The organism is Desulfosporosinus sp. I2 (genome assembly GCF_000960765.1).
GTDB lineage: Bacteria > Bacillota > Desulfitobacteriia > Desulfitobacteriales > Desulfitobacteriaceae > Desulfosporosinus.
Genome location: NZ_JYNH01000017.1, coordinates 21,940 through 40,579, shown reverse-complemented (window position 1 = coordinate 40,579; position 18,640 = coordinate 21,940). Strand labels below are relative to the sequence as shown.

Below are 18,640 nucleotides of genomic sequence, written 5' to 3'. Positions count from 1 at the left end.
ATGCATTAAGAAGATGCATTATCGAATTTAAGTAACCCTATGACCCTATAAGTTTTACACCCAATATGTATCTTTTAGATGCCCGAAATTCTCCTACAGAATTACCAACAATACTTGCTAAAGAATGATACCAAAAGTCATATTTAATTTTTGATAAAATTAATAAGAATCGATCAGTCTGCCATTGTAAATTTTTTAAGAAATATCGTCACAAATGCAGGGGTAATGCATAGGAATTAATACTAGTTCTACAATCATAGTGAATAATTGGTCAACCAATAAGTAGCATCTAGCTAAGATGCGTAAACGCATTATCATGATGCATTTATGCATGTGTGATAGATGCTACTTCGAAAAAGTCTTTATAGATCAAACTAAAGAAATAACATCTAGATTGAATGCAAATACGCATCAAGAATATAAGCCAATAATACTGAATATTCAAAATAGGCAGACGGGTAGCTGGCGTATTATCTTCTTCGGTATTGGCACAGAAGTTGCTATTATATTTCAAGTAGGCGGGGGTGTAGAAGAATTTGAATTATGAAGCGGGATTTCAAGAGATCTATCATGGTGTATTAATGGTAGATTCAAATGGATACATTTTAGCATGTAACAAGGCCGCCAAGGAACTATTAGGAATCGATGGCCAGGTTGTAGGGGAAAAAGCCAGAGAAGTGCTTCCAGATTCAGCAATGTATGAGGTATTCGAAACAGGAATGCCAGTTCTCAATAATAAAGTTGACATTGGAGGCAGAGTGATACTTTCTAATCATAAACCTGTTTTTGAAGGGGATAAATTAACTGGTGTGGTCACATCTTTTCAGGATATTACGGATCTTGATGTGGTGGCTCAAGAATTAGAAGCTACAAAAAAACTCAATAAGGAATTAGAAGCGATCTTTAATTCTTCCTATGATGAAATTTACGTTACGGACGGAGAAGGTTTCACCCTGAGGGTTAATAAAGCCGGTGAGCGTTTCTACGGCATAAAAGCGGAAGAGATGGTCGGCAGACATGTAAACGAATTAGAGAAATTAGGGCTATTTTCGCCCAGTATTACCCCACAAGTTCTAAAGTCAAAGAAACGTACCACCTTAATACAAACAACAAAGAGTGGACAAAAAATAATCGTAACAGCTAACCCTGTTTTTGATGAAAAAGGTCAAATCATTAGAGTTGTTACGAATTCTCGTGACATAACGGAATTAAGCAGTCTACGCCAGCGCTTAGAAGATACTGAGAAATTAATGGAAAATTACCGCTCGGAGATTGCTAAATTGCGCAAGGAAAGGATTAAAACATCTGAAATTATCAGTAAAAGCGCAACAATGCAGCAAATATTGGCACTGGCCGGTAAGGTTGCAGGCGTAGATTCCACGGTTTTGATCGAAGGGGAATCCGGCGTTGGTAAAGGTGTTGTAGCTTTAAAGATTCACCAATTAAGTAAGCGTAGTGAATCTCCGTTTATTACTATTAACTGTGGTGCTATCCCAGAGGATTTAATGGAATCGGAATTGTTTGGTTATGAAGGGGGAGCCTTTACGGGCGCCAAAAAAGAAGGGAAAAAGGGCCTTTTAGAAACAGCCAGCAATGGGACAGTTTTCTTAGACGAAATTAGTGAACTTCCGCTTAATCTCCAAGTGAAACTACTGCACGTAATCCAAGATAGAAGGTTAAGGAGGGTTGGAGGAAACGACAATATTGATGTCAATGCTCGGATTATTGCTGCTACAAATCGAAACATTCCTCGTCTGGTTAAAGAACGAAAGTTTAGAGAGGACCTCTATTATCGTTTAAATGTTGTACCCCTTATCGTACCACCCTTGCGGCACCGGAAAGAAGATATTCCGGTCTTGGTTGAGCATTTCCTAGAAGCGTTCCTAGAAAAATACGAGATTCATAAAAAAATAGCCCCGGAGACTCTGGATCTCTTGTTAAATTATAATTGGCCCGGTAACGTGCGGGAATTAGAGAACTTAGTTGAGAGAGTTGTTGTGACTGTAGATTCTCTAGAAGTTTTACCGATGCATTTACCAGATTATATTTTACATACGGATGGGAGTTCTGCGAAAGTTTTTATAATGGACATTTGTCCTTTAAGAAATGCTACCGATGAATTAGAACGACAACTGTTAAATAAAGCCTTAATAAAGTTCCAAAATACTTATAAAATGGCGGATGCTTTAGAGGTTAATCAATCGACAATTGTTCGAAAAATGCATAGATACGGGATTTTAAAAGATAGTATTCAGTTAGAACTAAAAGAATTTGACAATATATAGTCACAATTAATAATGGCTTTTGGCAAACCAAGGTATTTTTCCCCATTAATTAAACATAAAAGTACCTTAGTTAATATTTAATCTTTTGAAAGGAGCATGCAAGCTACAAAATCATTAAAGAATCAACATAGTAACCTCGACTCAACTACTGGCAATTTAATTAAGAATAATTAAGGAGGAAAATTTATGTTTAAAAAGCTATCAATTATGCGTGGTCTGGCATTGCTGGCGATTTCTGGTTTGTTTTTGTCTTTGGTCGGCTGTGGCAGTGCTAGTACTGGCGCCGGTAGCGGTGCAAGTACGGAGGCACGAGACTATTATAAAGTAGGTGTCATTACATCATTATCGGGAGCAGAAGTTTATGGTGGAAATGTTACAAAATATGGTTACGAATTATGGGCTGATGCAGTGAACAAAAAAGGCGGGATCAAGGTCGGTGATAAAAGTTACCAAGTAAAACTTATCTATGCTGATGATCAAAGTGATCCTACTGCGGGTGCCAATGCTGCGGAAAGATTGATCACGTCAGAGAAAGTTGACTTTATTCTCGGACCTTATACCAGTGGGGTTACAAAAGCGGTGGCTCCAATTCTCGATAAGTATAAAGTTCCCATGATTACTGGATCCGCCGAATCTCCGACTATCTGGACTCAAAAATTTGCTTACACCTTTGGTACTATACCGGCGGCAGACTTGACAGCAAACTCGCCACTTGATACCTTAGCCAAACTACCCAATCCGCCCAAGACGGTTGCTGTCCTCGGCGTGAATGATGCCTTCTCTAAAGCTGTTGCCGAAGCCTTTAAAGCGAGCGCAGAGAAAAAGGGAATGAAAGTTGTCAAGTACGATGTTGTTCCGGCTGGTACGGACTTTACTCCGTTGATTAGCGCAATCAAACAACTTAACCCGGATGTTCTTGCGGTAGGCGGTCATGAAACCGAACATATGCAAGTTATCAAAGGCTCCAAATCGTTAGGCTTTATGCCTAAGGCTTTTGTCATGCATTATGGTATCACAACCCCAGACTTTATTAAAAATACTGGCAAAGACGGGGACTATGTTTATGGTGCTGCTGTATGGACACCTGATTTAAAGCTAAAAGATGATTTGTTTGGTACAGTTCAGGATTATGTGAAAGCATCCAAAGAGAAATTTAATGCTGTGCCTGATTATACCCAAGCAGGGTGTTCGGCAACGGGTGAAGCCTTTTCGGCAGCTCTAGCCAAAATCGGAGCTAAACCGCCTCTCTCTGAGCAACAACGTGAACAATTAGTAAAAGCACTGGAACAAATTGATATTCAAACCTTTTATGGCCCAATTAAATTTGCCACGGACGGCAATTGGTACCATGACAATGTAGGGTTAAAAGCTTTGACTATTCAAATGCTTAATGGAGATCAGCTCGTCGTTGGACCGAACGATATGAAAGCTAAAGATCCTGTTTATCCGGTTCCTGCTTTCAATGCTCGCTAATCTCAGGACAACTAAGGTTTCCGCCTGCGCTATAGCTGGGCGGAAACCAAGTTTTATTTCAGGAAACGGGTGTTTCGGTTTTCTCAAACTTTTGGAGAGGAGATGTTCTATGGGATTATTTATGCAAACCACAGTCAATGGAATTCTAATCGGAGGGATTTTCATAACGATTGCAGTCGGCTTTTCGATTTCCTATGGAGTTATGCATATTGTTGATTTTGCTGTCGGGGAATGGATTATGTTGGGGGCCTTTACCGCTTTCTGGCTTAACCAATATACTAAAATTGACCCATTACTACTAATACCGTTTATTGCCCTTTTTTTTGCTTTAGTTGGTTATCTATTTCAACCCATCATTCAAAAAGTTGTAAATATTAAGCACAGAAGCGCTGCCATGATGGCCTTGGCCTTCACTTTTGGTCTCTCGACGTTATTAAGAGGATCAGCCCTAACCTTATGGGGGTTTAACAATCGAAATCTAGTTACAATGTTATCAGAAATGAATGTTAACCTGTTCGGCATCACCGTACCGGCCATTCGAGCGGCGGCTACGGTATTTTCGATTTTTGTGACTGCAGCTTTTGCCTTTTTCCTATATCGCACAAAGACTGGGATCACAATTCGGGCAGCGGCAGAGGATAAGACGGTGGCTGGTTTAATGGGGATTGATGGTCATCGCATATCACGTTTGGTTTATGCTATTTATGTTGGATTAACCGCTATGTCTGGTGTCTTTATAGGCTCTATTTTTTCGGTATTTCCAGACATGGGTTTGCGCTATACCGCCTTCGCCTTCTTTGTTGTGGTTGCTGGAGGAATGGGATCTTTCTCTGGGGCAATCGTTGCGGGCTTGTTACTGGGGTTAATATCGAGTTTTGTTTCGGTCTATGTGGGTGGAGCCTACGTTTTTTTGATATTATTTTTCATCCTCTATTTAATCCTGGTATTCCTTCCTAAAGGTATTCTCGGTAAAGGCTGGTAGAAAGGAGAGGTCAAATTGTCAATATCAAAGTCTTTTAGCCCAGTCAAATTAATCATTCTGTTCCTTTCTATGGTCGTTTTATGCTGTTTGCCCTTCGTCGTTTCTTCCTTCGTTTTGCGAATTGCTACGGGTATCATGATGTGGATCGGCCTAGCCTTAAGTTGGAATATGCTGGGTGGTTACATGGGTTATATTAGCTTCGGTCATGGCGCATCTTTTGGACTGGGTGCTTATATTGCAGGCATGCTGATGACCCAGTTACATCTGCCATTTTTTGTGTCCTTGTTAATCGCGGGGATTTTAACCTATATTTTTGCTGCTTTGGTGGGGTATCCTACCTTACGCCTAAGCGGTTCCTATTTTGCCATTGGTACCTGGGCTTTCGCTGAAATGATGCGTCAGTTGGTTTTGGTGTTAACGATAACAGGTGGGCCAGAGGGCTTGCGTTTGCCACCGATGCTGAATGACAATTTCTTTTATTTCGTCATGTTCGGCTTAGCACTCCTTGTTTTCATGGTAGCCTATCTCTTTTTTGAACATAGCGATTTTGGATTAAAAGTTAAAGCTGTACGGGAGGAAGAGACTGCAGCCCGCACGTTAGGACTCAACACGACGTGGGTTAAAAACCAGGTATTTGCCCTCAGCTCAATGTTTGCTGGCATCATCGGAGGTGCCTTTGCCTATTGGATTACGTTTATTCATCCTGATAGCGTTTTGGGACCGCTGATCGCGGATCAAATGGTTATTATGGTGCTCTTAGGGGGGATTGGTACCTTATTCGGTCCAGTTATTGGTGCCATCGTACTATATGTAGGCAACCAATACATGTTGGTTATGTGGGGGCAAAGTTCTGCTTATTTAATCATCCTCGGGCTAGCGATTTGTTTAGTAATTCTGTTCTTGCCGGAAGGACTTATGAGCTTGCTTAGAATCCTCAGAGGGAGACGAAGAGGGATAATTAAACGCCTACTTCCTGGAATGAAAAAATCAAATATCTAAGTGTTATGTAAATAAAGCTCTGAACAGAAGGGGGCCTGACTATGGAGTTGCTGGAAATCAAAGAACTGAACCATATGTTTGGTGGCTTGAAGGCTATTTCCAGTTTAAATATCAATGTTAAACCGAAGATGATCTATGGAGTAATTGGAGCAAACGGAGCAGGTAAAACGACGTTATTCAATTTAATTACTGGAATATACCAACCGACTGCTGGTCAGATCTTTCTCGATGGAACAAGCTTGGTTGGTAAACAGTCTTACGAAATCTCCCGCCTTGGAGTGGCTAGGACCTTTCAAAATTTGCGTTTGTTCAATGACCTTACGGTTGTGGAGAATATCCAGGTTGGACAAATCCACCGCCGCAGGCTAGGGAAGCATAAAACCAAAGATTTGTCGGTTAAAATTGAAAGTCTAATAAAACTTTTTGGACTTGATGTGCGAGCGGAAGAAAAGGCTGGAAATCTTCCGTATGGAATGCAGAGAAAGTTAGAAATCGCCAGAGCACTCGCTACGGAACCGAAACTCTTATTGCTAGATGAACCTGCAGCGGGTATGAATCCGAAAGAGGTCCAAGGCTTAGTAGGTCTTATCAAGGAAGTTAAGAGACAATACAGTGATATAACGATTGTCTTAATTGAACACCAGATGAAATTGGTGGAAGGGCTCTGTGATTATGCTACTGTCATGAATTTTGGCCAGGTTATCGCTAACGGGACTGTTGAAGAAATACAGAATAACCCAGTTGTAATTAAGGCTTACTTGGGTGAAGCGGAGGTGGGTTAATGACCAAAATAATGGAAGTCGAAGACCTGGAAGTTGTGTACGGCGTAATTAAAGCGCTGCAAGGGATCTCTTTTTATATCGATGAAGGAGAAATTGTAACCATTATTGGAGCAAACGGAGCCGGCAAATCGAGCACGTTACGGGCTATTTCTGGGATGGTACGCCCTAGTTCCGGTAAGGTAAGGTTTAAAAATAAGGATATTACGAATTCCCCCTCGCATTTAATCGCTCGCCAGGGCCTATCCCATGTTCCAGAAGGACGGGGCATGTTAACGAAACTAACCGTCGAGGAAAATTTGATACTAGCTACCTATAACAGAAAAGATCACGCCAAGGTTAAAGAAGATATGGAAGAGGTCTATAAACAGTTTCCCCGTTTGTCCGAACGAAAAAAGCAAGCATCAGGCAATCTGTCTGGCGGAGAACAGCAGATGTTAGCGATTGGTCGAGCGTTAATGACGGGAGCGGACACCTTACTCTTAGATGAACCCTCCATGGGTTTGGCCCCTTTAATTGTTAAAGAGATCTTTGAGGTGATCAAACGTTTAAATCAGGCTGGAAAAACGATTTTACTTGTCGAACAAAATGCCATGACCGCTCTGAACACTGCTCACCGTGCTTATATTTTGGAAAATGGAGCGGTTCTTAAGAGTGGGCTAGCGGCTGATTTAATTAGTGACCCGGAAGTTAAAGCCGCCTATTTAGGGGGACATTGACCGGACTAAGAGAAAGAGAGGATTATATAATGTGACTGATTTTAAGGAAGATAAAATTAAAATAGTAGTCGTAAACTCCCAATGTAAATTGTACAAGCCGGGAGATAAAATTATTATTGACGGTCCTTTAATCGATTTTGATAAATCTGATAATGTTTGCGTCACGGCGCTTAATGCAATGTACCCTTTTGTATTTGCCCTTCGCAAGAAGGTTACCCCTCAAGCTCTAGGTTTCGACGGAGAAGTAAACGTTCAGTGCCCGGATTATTGTGCACCGGTAGTGTTTAAATTAGTTCCCTTTGTGGATTAACCATTGGTAAATTGCGACCCTTGTTAGCTTGTTAGTAGTTCCTTTGTCACGGTTTGCTGTAAGAATAGCAAGGAAATTACATATAAGTTGTGGAATCCGTAAAAACAAAATCTCTTGTGAAATAATCATAAGTCGGAGTAGAGTAAATGGGGGGGACGGGATGAAAGGCTTTTTTGGGAGACTATTGAGGATTAACCTCACGAATAGGTCCTCCACGGTCGAGGAGATTCCGGAGGAAATACTAAAAACTTATCTTGGAGGAAAGGGCCTAGGTTCTTACTTGCTTTTAGAAAATGTAAGGACTGGGATCGACCCTCTCTCAGAGGACAACAAGCTTATTTTTGTTACTGGCCCCGCTACAGGTACAGGAATGTGGGGTTCTAGCCGTTACGGAGTATATAGCAAATCGCCGCAAACAGGCTTCTATGGCGAATCATACTCAGGGGGCAAGGTAGCTCCTCTTATGCGCAAAACAGGCTACGATGCGATAATTTTGGAGGGGGCGGCAGACGTGCCGCTTTCTCTAGAGATATCCGATTGCAAGGTCGAGTTCCGAAACGCCAGCCATCTCTGGGGTAAAGATACCTTTGAGACGGAAGATCGGGTTTTAGAGGAGGTTGGAGTGCCTAAAGCTCAAGCCATCGTCATAGGTCCGGCAGGAGAAAATCTGGTACGGTTCGCCTGTATCGAAAATAACTATTGGCGTTCAGCTGGCCGCACCGGTATGGGCGCCGTGATGGGCTCGAAAAAGGTTAAGGCTATAGTATTTTACGGTCAAGCTCAGGCAGAAGTCGCTGATCCGGAACTGCTCAAGGATTTAATTAAATCCTTGAGCGAGAAGGCGAAAGGGAATGTAGGTGTCAAAGCGTATCAAACGTACGGTACCACTCAAATGGTCAAAACCATGAATTGTGCTGAAACCTTCCCGACTAAATATTGGTCAGAAGGGGTTTATGAGAATTGGAAAGATCTGAGCGGGGACACCTTAATCGCCGAACATGAGGTCAAAGCAAATGCCTGTCCCAATTGTTTCTTAGCCTGCGGAAAGCTTACCACGGTTTCTAAAGGAAAGTATGAGGGGTTAAAAGTAGAAGGACCCGAATATGAAACGATCTATGCTTTTGGAGGACTTTGCTGCATTGGTGATTTAGCTGAGATCCTCTACTTAAATGATCTTTGTGACCGTTTAGGGATGGACACGATCACGGCAGGGAATTTAGTTGCCTTTACTCTTGAAGCTGTTCAACGTGGTAAAGTCGAAGCAAATTTAAGCTATGGCGATGCATTGGGAGTGGCTGAATTACTTGAAGATATCGCTAATGTAAGAGGTCTAGGGGTAATCTTGTCCCAAGGGATCAAACATGCCGCCAAAGTTTGGGATCTTGAGGACATTGCCATTCACGTCAAAGGTTTGGAACCCTCTGGCTATGACCCCCGGGTACTTAAAGGCATGGGGCTGGCCTATGCCACATCCACCAGAGGTGCCTGTCATTTGCGCGCTACATTTTATAAGGCAGAGTTAAGTGGGATGATCGATCCTGCAATTACCCAGGGTAAAGCAGAAATGTTCATCGATTTTGAAAATAGGTTAACGCTTTTTAATGCTCAAATCTTATGTGTTTTTTATCGGGACATGATTCTTTGGCCAGAACTTCAACAGTTAATAAAAGCACTTACCGGTTGGGATTATACCCGGTTAGAACTTGAAGAAATTGCCAACAGAATTGTAACGTTAACAAAGGTTTTTAATCTCCGCGAAGGTGCGACCAGGGAACAGGATACATTGCCGAAGCGGATGTTCAGAGAACCGCTCAACGGGGGGCGGGATGTTATCAACGTTGAGGAACTAGACTTTATGCTCGATGAATATTACAAATTAAGAGGGTGGGATAGTCAAGGACGACCTTCCGTTAAACAACATTAGAATCCTGTATTAGAGATTTTGGGCTTTTCCAAAACCCCTCCTTTCTCCATAAATCTATTAGGAGATCCCAAAAGCAGGGAGGCAGAATGCCTCCCTTTGATACACAACCACTTCTTGTATGATGAGTACTATGAAGATGATTAAATCTTGTAATTTCGTGCTGGAACCGCTTCAGTATTATTACGTTCCTGTTTGCGAACAAGGGGCCATTTGTCCAAAAATGTATTAAAGAAAAGTATAGTCATAAGTAAAGCGAACTGACCAGCTAAAATTCCCATGGTTGGAAAACCCATACCCAAATTATTTGCACCTATAGGCAATAATTTAAAGGTCTTTAGCCATACAACTCCATAAACACTACCACCAATAAACCAAATAGCAACTCGTGTCAAGACCCTAATTGCTGTATTTGGACTCAGTTTGGCACTTGGATAATCCCCGAATAAATGGTGCCAAGTCAACATAAAGACAATGACAGATAGCTCTAGTGAAGCGACGATAACATCTGGGGGAGTACCGGGAACTAGGTCTAAGGGAACTATTATGCTTTTAAGGATTGCCGGCATGATAAAACCAGAGGCTAAGGCAATAATAAACCCGACTATAGCCATCTGTGGCTGTTTCTTGGCAAACAGCTTCATGGGATATAGCTCGCCACCCTCGACAGGCATAATGGAAAAGATAACAAATGCTTGACAAAAGGCTACAAAAGCCGGCCAAGAACCAAAAGGTTGGGCTACAATTAGATGTTCGCCTATGGAAAGTTTCATAAAGCTGGGTACAATTACAGACATCCAAACAATCCAAGTCACTGCAGTGCTGAAAGCAAGAACGCCAAAACTTTCGATGGGTTGTTTAGATGTACCAGCAAAAGGCCATTTTTGCAGTAAGGAGATAAATGGAATTTGGGCTAAAATCACAGCTAAGGCATAAAAATTGGCAGCTTCCCATGCTTCGAAAGCTAAACTGACCTCTTCAGCGGTTTTGGGCATGAACATTATGGCTAAGCTAAACGGTTTCCACCAAATGCCCAGGAAACTGATTAATAGAATAAAAGCCACAATTCCAAAAAACCAGGCAACAAGAATATACCAAAGTCCAGCCCATGGTTGGTGGTCAGTAAATTTTGTTTTGCCATAGTTGCCCATGACTAGAGTCTGCCAGATCCAAGTGTTAATAACCATCCAGAAGAAGCTTCCTTCAACCATGGCCCCAATTAACTGAGCAGCTACTTTTGGTCCCGCTGCTGTCAAGCCTTGTGAAGCAAAAACGGTAAAAATGGCCTTCATAACACTAGACCAGATTGGCCACAGAATCATAGCTAAAACAACACAAGTTACTAATGAGGCAAAACCAGTTCCCAGTTGACTTTTAAATGTCTGCCTCGTGGTGATTTCTGTCATATTTGAACCTCCTTGCGGCTTTAAATACCAACTTCCTTTTCAACAAGTTGATCTATTTATTAACTATCCTCACTTGAACTAGCAATATCTATCTCAATATCTATCTGCCGTAATTTAAAGCGCTGAATTTTGCCCGTAGCTGTTCTTGGTAAATCAGAAACAAACTCGAGCCAACGTGGGAATTTGTAGGGTGCAATTTTTGATTTTACAAAAAGAGACAATTCACTTACTAAATCGCCGCTGGGCTCGTAGCCTTCTTGTAGTACTATAAAAGCTTTCGGTTTGATTAAGCCATCTATATCGGCTCTTCCGATTACCCCGGATTCAAAAACTGCAGGATGTTCCATCAAGCAATATTCAACTTCGACAGGGGAAACCCAAATTCCACCGGCTTTAATCATATCGTCGCCGCGACCAACATACCAGAAGAAGCCCTCATTATCTTGGTAATATTGGTCTCCGGTATTAGTCCACTTACCGATGAAGGTATCCATAGTCTTTTCATGCTTATTCCAGTAATATGCTGCATTACTGTGTCCCTTTATCATAAGAGTTCCTACATTCCCGGCTGGAACGATGTTACCGTCTTGATCAATAATTTTCGCCTTATACCCTGGAACAATTTTGCCAGTACTTCCTGGTTTGACTTCTCCGGGCATGTTGCTGATAAAGATGTGTAAAATTTCCGTTGAACCAATTCCATCTAAAATTTCCAGATTCCATTTTTCAAACCAACGTTCAAAAATTACTTTTGGTAAAGGTTCTCCGGCGGAAGCACAATACCTGATACTGCTTAAATCATAGTTTTCCTTGGCACGTTCGAGTTGTACCATAGCTGCATATGAAGAGGGAACTCCAAAGAATAAGGTCGGTTTGTATCGTTCAATCATCGAATAAACATGTTCTGGCAGCGGACGCTTGGGGGAAAGGACAGTAGATGCACCAACATAAAAGGGAAAGTAGAGGCCATTACCTAAACCATATGCGAAAAACAATTTAGCCACAGAAAAAGTTATATCATTTTCTGTGATCTGCAAAACTCCTTTGGCATAATGTTCTGCAGCAAAAGTCATATCATGGTGGAGGTGAACGACTCCTTTAGGGAACCCGGTTGTTCCTGAACTGTAAAGCCAAAATGCTGCATCATCGGCAGTGGTGTTTGCAGTTTCTAATTCTATGGATTTATCCTTAAGCAAGCTATTAAAACTCAGGAACTCTTCGACTGGCTTCCCGACTACAATGATTTGACGTAAATATAATAAATTATTGCGAATAGCTGTAATACAGTCCAGTAACTCTTCGCTGACCACAATAATTTTTGCGCGGCTATCATTTAACAGGTATTCATAATCTTCTGGTTTTAACAAGGTGTTAGTAGGAACGGGAATCGCACCAATTTTCATGGCTCCAAAAAAACTATAGACAAACTCTGGGCAATCTAAAAGTAACAACATAACTCGGTCTTCTAGACCAATGCCCATTTCCATTAAAGCGTTACCTGTTTGATTGACTTTCTCATGAACTTCACTATAAGTTATTTGTTGGTCCAAATAATAAATAGCTACCTTCGGTCCTCGGCCTTCTTGAATATGGCGATCAACAAATTGATTAGCCTCGTTATACTTTTCCGGTTCCTTTTTAACTCCCATGACAATTAACCTCCTTAATAATTGGGCTTTAAATGTTTCAGCTCCCTTCGGAAAAGATTAAATCAAATTCTCAGCTCTTAGCATTAATTGCAAGTTATAGACCAAATTTTCTAAATGTTTAAAATAATTTGTGAACGGTTGTTTTAAATACCTCAAATGAAGTAATTCACGGGTAAAGGTAGTCTGGACCTGATTATTCTCCAATAATAACTTTCAGATATTAAATACCGGTGCGATAATGCACCAATTTGGTGTATTATCGCACCGGTATTATTACAATTTTACAAATAATTAGTGGGGCGTGTGAAGACTTAGTCTCCAAAATTCTAAGAGGTTACAACAATCAAAAAGCGACCTTCTTTCACTCTCAAAGTGGAGTGAGGACGCTCATTCTCAAGACACTGGTTTCAAACGCAATTTTGCTATAATTTTCTCTTTATCCCGTATTTTGCAACCTTACGAACAATATTTGAGTGATCAAGTCCCAAAACTTCGGCGGCTTTTCTTATGGAAGAGTAACAATCTAAAGCCATGGTAATTAGTTCTTTTTCCACTATATCTCTAGCTTCATGGATTGGTATAAGTTCATTGATAGTGATAGGAGAATTAAACTTAGAGTTAAACTTAGTTAACTGATACTGAACCTGCAAGGATTGAATTAGTTCTTCATCGGTAACGACCATTAATCGTTCAAGTATATTTTGAAGTTCTCGTACGTTGCCGGGCCAATTGTACGATTCCAGAATGGGTACGGCTTTAGGATCCAGCCGCTTGGCTACTTTGTATTTCTCGTTATAAAGTTGGATGAAGTGCATGCTTAGGGGTATAATATCTTCTTTGCGTTCCCTTAGGGGGGGATTTCAATGGGTAGAACGTTTAAACGATAAAATAGGTCTTCTCTAAAGGAACCCTCTTTTACTCGTTCCCAAATATTTAGATTGGTCGCAGCAATAATTCGGGCATTGAGTTTTATCGGATTAGTACTTCCTATCCGATAAACTTCCTGTTCCTGAAGAACCCGTAACAGTTTAACCTGTAGATTTTTAGGTAGATCTCCTATTTCATCTAAAAGTAGTGTTCCTCGGGTGGCAATTTCAAAAATTCCAGGTTTACCTTTGGGGCTAGCCCCAGTAAAAGCACCTGGTTCATATCCGAACAGTTCGGATTCTAAAAGATTTTCGGGAATGGCTCCGCAGTTTATCTGGATTAATCTCCCTGTAGCTGCGCGGTTGCTTGAGTTGTGGATCACTCGGGAAAAAACTTCTTTTCCGACACCAGATTCACCTAGAAGCAGAACGGTGACGTCCGTCCTAGCCGCGCGCATTGCAAGTTTATATAGTTTCAACATGCTAGGACTTTGTACAATAATTTTGTCTTTCTCAAGGCGCTCCGGAATTAATTGAGACAGTTCCGTTTGATAGCGAGTTGCCAGCAACTCGGATTCTTTTAACTTTTCCTTTAGGTTTTCCAGTTCGGTAATATCTCGTACATTAGTGACAACTCTATGAACATTTCCTGCTATATCAAAAATTGGATTACCGGTAACAAGCACCTCTTTGCCTGTGGTGCTAATTTTTTGGACATTTGTAATAGTTCGCCCAGCCCGTAAAGCCTTCATGGTAATTGATTCATACTCAAAAATGCCCTTATCAAATAAATCATCAATAGGTTTACCCTCAAAGTGCGTGGCATCCAATCCGGTTAATCGGGCTAAGGATTGGTTAATTCTAATGCCAATTCCTTCTTGGTTGGTTATCATAACACCGTCGAAAGAGGATTCAATAATCGTATCTAGTTCCAGGTTAAGCTGCTTTACCGAAGCGAGTTGGTGGGAGATATTCTCTAAATCTGTGATATCTTGAAAAAGTGCTACCGCACCGCAAATGTTGTTATTTAAAATAATGGGGGAGCGGTTGGAAATAATAGTATGACCGTTAATCTCCAACTTTTGGCCATATTCTGTAAGGCCCGTCTCAACGATATAAGTAAGTTTACTAACAGGAAAAACGAGTATAATGGGTTTCCCAATGACATTATTATCCACACCCAGTAAACGGTAAGCTTCCTTATTCATAAATATGATTTCACCGGCAGCATTGATAGCAATGATCCCATTCGGTACGCTTTCCAGAATAGCTTGCTTAAGCGCTCCTTTATCCGGTACAAAACAGAGGTTATTGGCTATAAGCATATTAATAGTTTCGGAAATTGGTTGATCTGGGGCAAGTTGGACTGGATAAGGTTCAAATAATTCAGATATGCTCATATAGGCCTCCCAATCATCGTTTATCGATTCGTTGGAAAGATGCTCAATTTCGACGCATAAGATCATGGCTTGATAACCTTATTTAGATACTATATAATGAAAAAAAGTAAAAAATTCAGAGTATTCAATGTTATTTTAACATAACTAATGGCATATATGGGATATTAAAGACCTATCATCTCCTTGAGTATACGGGATTTAGTCCGGCTAACTGGAATCTCGCTACGTTCATGGTCATCGACTACGATTGTGTAAGTTCCATTAAAATAGGGTAGAAGTTCCCTCATGCGTTGTAGGTTAACTAAATAACAACGATGGGAGCGAAAAAATAGAGTAGAGTTTAAACGCATCTCCAACTCGCGTAAGGTAAAACGGGTCAGGTAAGAGTCCTTTAGGGTTTTAATAAAGACTTTGTCTTTATCGGTATAAATAAAGAAAATTTCATCTTGGCGTAAAAGAATTATTTTCCCATTTAGTTCAACAGGGACAACTTCAAAAGGCTTAGGTTCACTTTCTTTCCTTTTTGCAGAAGGGATAGGATTACTGATAGATTCAGGTAGTTGGCTTCTAAATCGGCGCACTTTCATGAGTGCTTCTTCAAGACGTTTAGGGTGAATAGGTTTTATAAGATAGTCTAAAGCATTTACGTTAAAGGCGAACGCGTATTCTTCGTGAGCCGTGGTGAAAATAATTGTGGGTGAATCCGATTTTTTTTGTAATAGCTGGGCTAAATCAATCTCACTTAGGTTTGGCATAAGGATGTCAAGAAAAATTAATGAATAATCCAGATTATCAATTAACTTTAGGGCTTCTAAGGCATTGGTTGCTTCGCCAACAACCTGAACATCCTCAAAAGGCAGGAGTAAATTGCGGAGTTCATTACGGGTGGGGCAATCGTCATCGACCAATAGGACACGAAGTTTCAAGCAAATCCCTCATTTCTTGGCATATCTAAAAGATATATTTTTTGAACTATTGATCCCCACGCCGTTGTGCTGTAGCACAGATAATTAAAATATATCCTTATTCTCCGACTTGTCAATGTATTTAAAATATTCAATTAAATATTATTATGCAAGTAACATACCACTTTGCAGACTTTGCACCCTTTAATTCAAATTTGCACAAAATAATATCCTAACCTTTAAATATAAGCTGTCGACGCTATAAAGTCAGTTAATCTCGAATGGGTAAAATGCTAAAATGATAAAGACTTGTCACATTACAGTATTGTACTAAGTCATATCTGCATTACAATAATGCGCGACTTTGCTAAACTCTGTATAGAGAAAGAGGTGAGAGACTTGTGTTTTGCGCAAACAATTAATAAAGTAGGGGAACCCAAGATGTTGTTATGATCTGGGTAGAAGAGGTCATGACACAAATATCAGTTTGTTTGAGTGAGACCAATTCTTGTTTGGAGGCATTGCATAGGCTTACAGAAGCTAATTCTTCAGGTTGGCCTGTGGTAGATAGGACTGGGAAGTTGTTAGGAATTGTGACAATGAAAACACTTGTCGAGAAACTAATTGGAAAGGATTGTTTATCTGGAAAGTTGAGCTGTTTGGAAGCACTAGAGCGCGATCCAGTGGTTATTAAACCCTCTTTGCGTCTGGGGGAAGCTTGGGCATATCAATTTGACTTGGCAGTGGTCATTGAAGAGGATGGGCAGATCGTGGGAGTTTTAAACCGATCAGATTTGGCGGTTGCTTTATATCAAGAAGTGGAATTCCAGGTTAAAGAATTGGAAGCGGTACTAAGTTCTGCTCATAACGGTATTGTCGTTATCAATAGCGATGGTATAATTACTTCATTCAATAGAGCTGCCGAACGATTTACTAAGCTTTCTCGTGAAAGAGCCATCGGTCGGCATGTTTTAGATGCCTTAGTACCTCTTGGACTAATGGAGACTTTAGAAACGGGGAAATCGGAGTATTCCCAAAAGTTACGAGTGGGTCGGGGGACTTATATCATGAATAGAGATCCAGTAATTCAGGACGGGCGGATTACTGGGGCCGTTGCCGTATTTCAGGATATATCCGAAATTGAATCGGTATCCTTGGAATTGGCCACAGTCAAGGAACTTAATACTGAACTTGATTCTATTATCCAGTCCTCCTCAGATGGTCTATTTGTTACAGATTCGGCTGGCATTATCCTTAGAGTTAATCAGACCTTTAAAAAAATGGCATTATGTAATACCCAAGATTTGATTGGAAGAGGAATTCAGGAAATTGAAGAGGTTATTTATGCTCATTCGTTAGTAGAATTGGTTCTTCGACGCAGAAAACCAGTAACTATTATGGAGAATAAGCATAATCATAGTATTCTTGTCACGGGCAGCCCTGTTTTTGATGAGCAAGGAAAGCTTCTGAGGGTTGTAATAAACCTTAGGGATATGACCAGTCTTAATCAACTTCGGCAGGAAGTGATTGACGCCAAACGTTTAAGCGAGAAATATCACCAGCAACTATCAGAACTGCGGGATCATCAGGATACTGGAGGAATGATTGGTACTGGTCCCGAGATGGAACGTGTCTTTGAATTAGTTAGGCGAGTAGCTAAGGTTGATTCTACTGTACTTTTATTCGGGGAATCTGGAGTGGGCAAGGAGGGTATAGGAAAACTCCTTCATACTCAAAGTAACCGCGCTGAAGGCCCTTTTATTAAACTTAATTGCGGGGCTATTCCTGAAAATTTGTTAGAATCAGAACTTTTTGGATATGAGTCGGGAGCTTTTACTGGAGCCCGTCGAGAAGGCAAGATGGGCATGTTCGAGCTGGCTCATAATGGGACACTTTTGCTTGACGAAATTGGTGATTTTCCCCTTAATCTTCAGTCTAAACTTTTAAGGGTACTGCAAGAACGGGAGGTTGTTCCTGTTGGAGGAGCAAAGCCACGCCAAGTTAATGTGCGAATTATTGCGGCAACCCACAAAAATCTTGAAGAGATGACTAGGGCGGGTCAATTTAGAGAAGATCTGTACTTTCGATTAAATGTGGTTCCGATTTTAATTCCCCCTTTGCGTGAACGACATGATGATGTCATTCCTCTTATTTATCATTTTCGAGATAAATTCAGTAAGAAGTACGGTTTTCAGCGAGATTTCTCTCCCGAAGTAATAGAAGCTTTTCTGGAGTATGATTGGCCAGGTAATGTTCGAGAACTAGAAAATATGGTTGAACGTTTGATGGTTGTTTCAGCTGGAGAATTAATTCTGGTATCCCAGTTGCCTCCACCTTTTAATCGTAGTGCTATCAAATTAGGAGGAATATCAGTCAATTCCTTAATGCCCTTGAAAGAAGCTGTAGATGAAGTAGAACGACACTTAATTGACAAAGCCCTAGAAAAATATGGTAGTACTTATAAAGCAGCCGCAGCCTTGGGAGTAAATCAATCTACGATCGTTCGAAGAATGGCTCGTTTTCGACGAGCCGATGCTGAAGCTTCTGTTGGACGATAGAACATGTATGATTTCATTTAAGAGAAAAGTTCAAAAATCGAGTTATATATGCATTAAAATGATGCTGGAATGACTCGGTTCAAGCTATGAGTAAGTAGCTTTTTGTAGAGCATGAATGAACACCACAGCAATTTTGCCGTGTTGTTCATTCATGCTCTTATTTTAATAGTTTAAATAACCACCGCCCTAAAACGTTAACTATTGGTTTTTGGCAGTTAACCATAATTTTCAACTAGTTAATACTCAAATGGTTTGAGAGTTATAAAAATGGCATGACATTTGCAAGGTAAATAAAACCAAAACAAACTAAAACTAATTAAATCAATCTAAAACAAATTAAATTAAATTAAATTAAACAAATTAAAAAAGGGAGAAGATGTACAGATTC

Annotated in this window: 15 protein-coding genes; 10 read left to right on the top strand and 5 right to left on the bottom strand. The window is 40.6% G+C overall.

The window, feature by feature from the left end:
* Positions 1-298: 298 nt before the first annotated feature.
* From UF75_RS06725 to UF75_RS06685, 9 genes are all read left to right on the top strand, one after another.
* Positions 299-547 carry a hypothetical protein gene (locus UF75_RS06725; RefSeq protein ID WP_156146277.1) on the top strand — a complete coding sequence of 83 codons (249 nt, stop codon included), beginning with the start codon at positions 299-301 and terminating at the stop codon, positions 545-547.
* Positions 537-2,285: a sigma 54-interacting transcriptional regulator gene (locus UF75_RS06720; RefSeq protein WP_045573836.1), complete on the top strand. Its 1,749-nt coding sequence runs from the start codon at positions 537-539 to the stop codon at positions 2,283-2,285. The genes UF75_RS06725 and UF75_RS06720 overlap by 11 nt, the downstream gene beginning before the upstream one ends.
* 186 nt (positions 2,286-2,471) lie before the next feature.
* Positions 2,472-3,758, top strand: a complete 1,287-nt coding sequence (locus tag UF75_RS06715; RefSeq protein WP_045573835.1) for an amino acid ABC transporter substrate-binding protein — start codon at positions 2,472-2,474, stop codon at positions 3,756-3,758.
* Between the two features lie 109 nt (positions 3,759-3,867).
* Entirely contained in the window at positions 3,868-4,740 is an 873-nt protein-coding gene (locus UF75_RS06710) for a branched-chain amino acid ABC transporter permease (RefSeq protein WP_045573834.1), read from the top strand.
* Positions 4,741-4,755: 15 nt separating this feature from the next.
* Positions 4,756-5,739, top strand: a complete 984-nt coding sequence (locus UF75_RS06705) for a branched-chain amino acid ABC transporter permease (RefSeq protein ID WP_156146275.1) — start codon at positions 4,756-4,758, stop codon at positions 5,737-5,739.
* A gap of 41 nt (positions 5,740-5,780) precedes the next feature.
* Positions 5,781-6,521: an ABC transporter ATP-binding protein gene (locus tag UF75_RS06700; RefSeq protein WP_045573833.1), complete on the top strand. Its 741-nt coding sequence runs from the start codon at positions 5,781-5,783 to the stop codon at positions 6,519-6,521.
* Positions 6,521-7,237, top strand: coding sequence for an ABC transporter ATP-binding protein (locus UF75_RS06695; protein ID WP_045573832.1), 717 nt, complete (start codon positions 6,521-6,523; stop codon positions 7,235-7,237). The genes UF75_RS06700 and UF75_RS06695 overlap by 1 nt, the downstream gene beginning before the upstream one ends.
* 31 nt (positions 7,238-7,268) lie before the next feature.
* Entirely contained in the window at positions 7,269-7,547 is a 279-nt protein-coding gene (locus UF75_RS06690; RefSeq protein WP_045573831.1) for a TIGR04076 family protein, read from the top strand.
* A 160-nt stretch (positions 7,548-7,707) separates the two neighbouring features.
* Complete coding sequence (locus tag UF75_RS06685) at positions 7,708-9,471, top strand: aldehyde ferredoxin oxidoreductase family protein (RefSeq protein ID WP_045573830.1); 1,764 nt, start codon at positions 7,708-7,710, stop codon at positions 9,469-9,471.
* 140 nt (positions 9,472-9,611) lie between these two features.
* On the opposite strand, the gene UF75_RS06680 is transcribed toward UF75_RS06685, so the two are convergent.
* From UF75_RS06680 to UF75_RS06665, 5 genes are all read right to left on the bottom strand, one after another.
* A complete protein-coding gene (locus UF75_RS06680; RefSeq protein ID WP_045573829.1) occupies positions 9,612-10,874 on the bottom strand; it encodes a hypothetical protein in 1,263 nt (420 codons plus the stop codon).
* Between the two features lie 59 nt (positions 10,875-10,933).
* Complete coding sequence (locus UF75_RS06675) at positions 10,934-12,523, bottom strand: benzoate-CoA ligase family protein (RefSeq protein ID WP_045573828.1); 1,590 nt, start codon at positions 12,521-12,523, stop codon at positions 10,934-10,936.
* 422 nt (positions 12,524-12,945) lie between these two features.
* A complete protein-coding gene (locus UF75_RS29900) occupies positions 12,946-13,338 on the bottom strand; it encodes a helix-turn-helix domain-containing protein (RefSeq protein ID WP_052693046.1) in 393 nt (130 codons plus the stop codon).
* Between the two features lie 32 nt (positions 13,339-13,370).
* Positions 13,371-14,789 (bottom strand): sigma 54-interacting transcriptional regulator, encoded by a 1,419-nt coding sequence (locus UF75_RS06670; RefSeq protein WP_052693045.1) that lies wholly within the window; start codon positions 14,787-14,789, stop codon positions 13,371-13,373.
* 164 nt (positions 14,790-14,953) lie between these two features.
* Positions 14,954-15,715 (bottom strand): LytTR family DNA-binding domain-containing protein, encoded by a 762-nt coding sequence (locus UF75_RS06665; RefSeq protein ID WP_045573827.1) that lies wholly within the window; start codon positions 15,713-15,715, stop codon positions 14,954-14,956.
* A gap of 428 nt (positions 15,716-16,143) precedes the next feature.
* Between UF75_RS06665 and UF75_RS06660 the strand changes: the two genes are divergently transcribed.
* Entirely contained in the window at positions 16,144-18,252 is a 2,109-nt protein-coding gene (locus tag UF75_RS06660) for a sigma-54-dependent Fis family transcriptional regulator (protein ID WP_052693044.1), read from the top strand.
* The last annotated feature ends 388 nt before the right edge of the window (positions 18,253-18,640 follow it).

Coding starts and splice junctions, on each gene's coding strand:
- UF75_RS06695 (WP_045573832.1), top strand. CDS start 6,521: ATGACCAAAATAATGGAAGTCGAAGACCTGGAAGTTGTGTACGGCGTA.
- UF75_RS06715 (WP_045573835.1), top strand. CDS start 2,472: ATGTTTAAAAAGCTATCAATTATGCGTGGTCTGGCATTGCTGGCGATT.
- UF75_RS29900 (WP_052693046.1), bottom strand. CDS start 13,338: ATGCACTTCATCCAACTTTATAACGAGAAATACAAAGTAGCCAAGCGG.
- UF75_RS06675 (WP_045573828.1), bottom strand. CDS start 12,523: ATGGGAGTTAAAAAGGAACCGGAAAAGTATAACGAGGCTAATCAATTT.
- UF75_RS06660 (WP_052693044.1), top strand. CDS start 16,144: ATGATCTGGGTAGAAGAGGTCATGACACAAATATCAGTTTGTTTGAGT.
- UF75_RS06680 (WP_045573829.1), bottom strand. CDS start 10,874: ATGACAGAAATCACCACGAGGCAGACATTTAAAAGTCAACTGGGAACT.
- UF75_RS06710 (WP_045573834.1), top strand. CDS start 3,868: ATGGGATTATTTATGCAAACCACAGTCAATGGAATTCTAATCGGAGGG.
- UF75_RS06725 (WP_156146277.1), top strand. CDS start 299: ATGCGTAAACGCATTATCATGATGCATTTATGCATGTGTGATAGATGC.
- UF75_RS06700 (WP_045573833.1), top strand. CDS start 5,781: ATGGAGTTGCTGGAAATCAAAGAACTGAACCATATGTTTGGTGGCTTG.
- UF75_RS06670 (WP_052693045.1), bottom strand. CDS start 14,789: ATGAGCATATCTGAATTATTTGAACCTTATCCAGTCCAACTTGCCCCA.
- UF75_RS06685 (WP_045573830.1), top strand. CDS start 7,708: ATGAAAGGCTTTTTTGGGAGACTATTGAGGATTAACCTCACGAATAGG.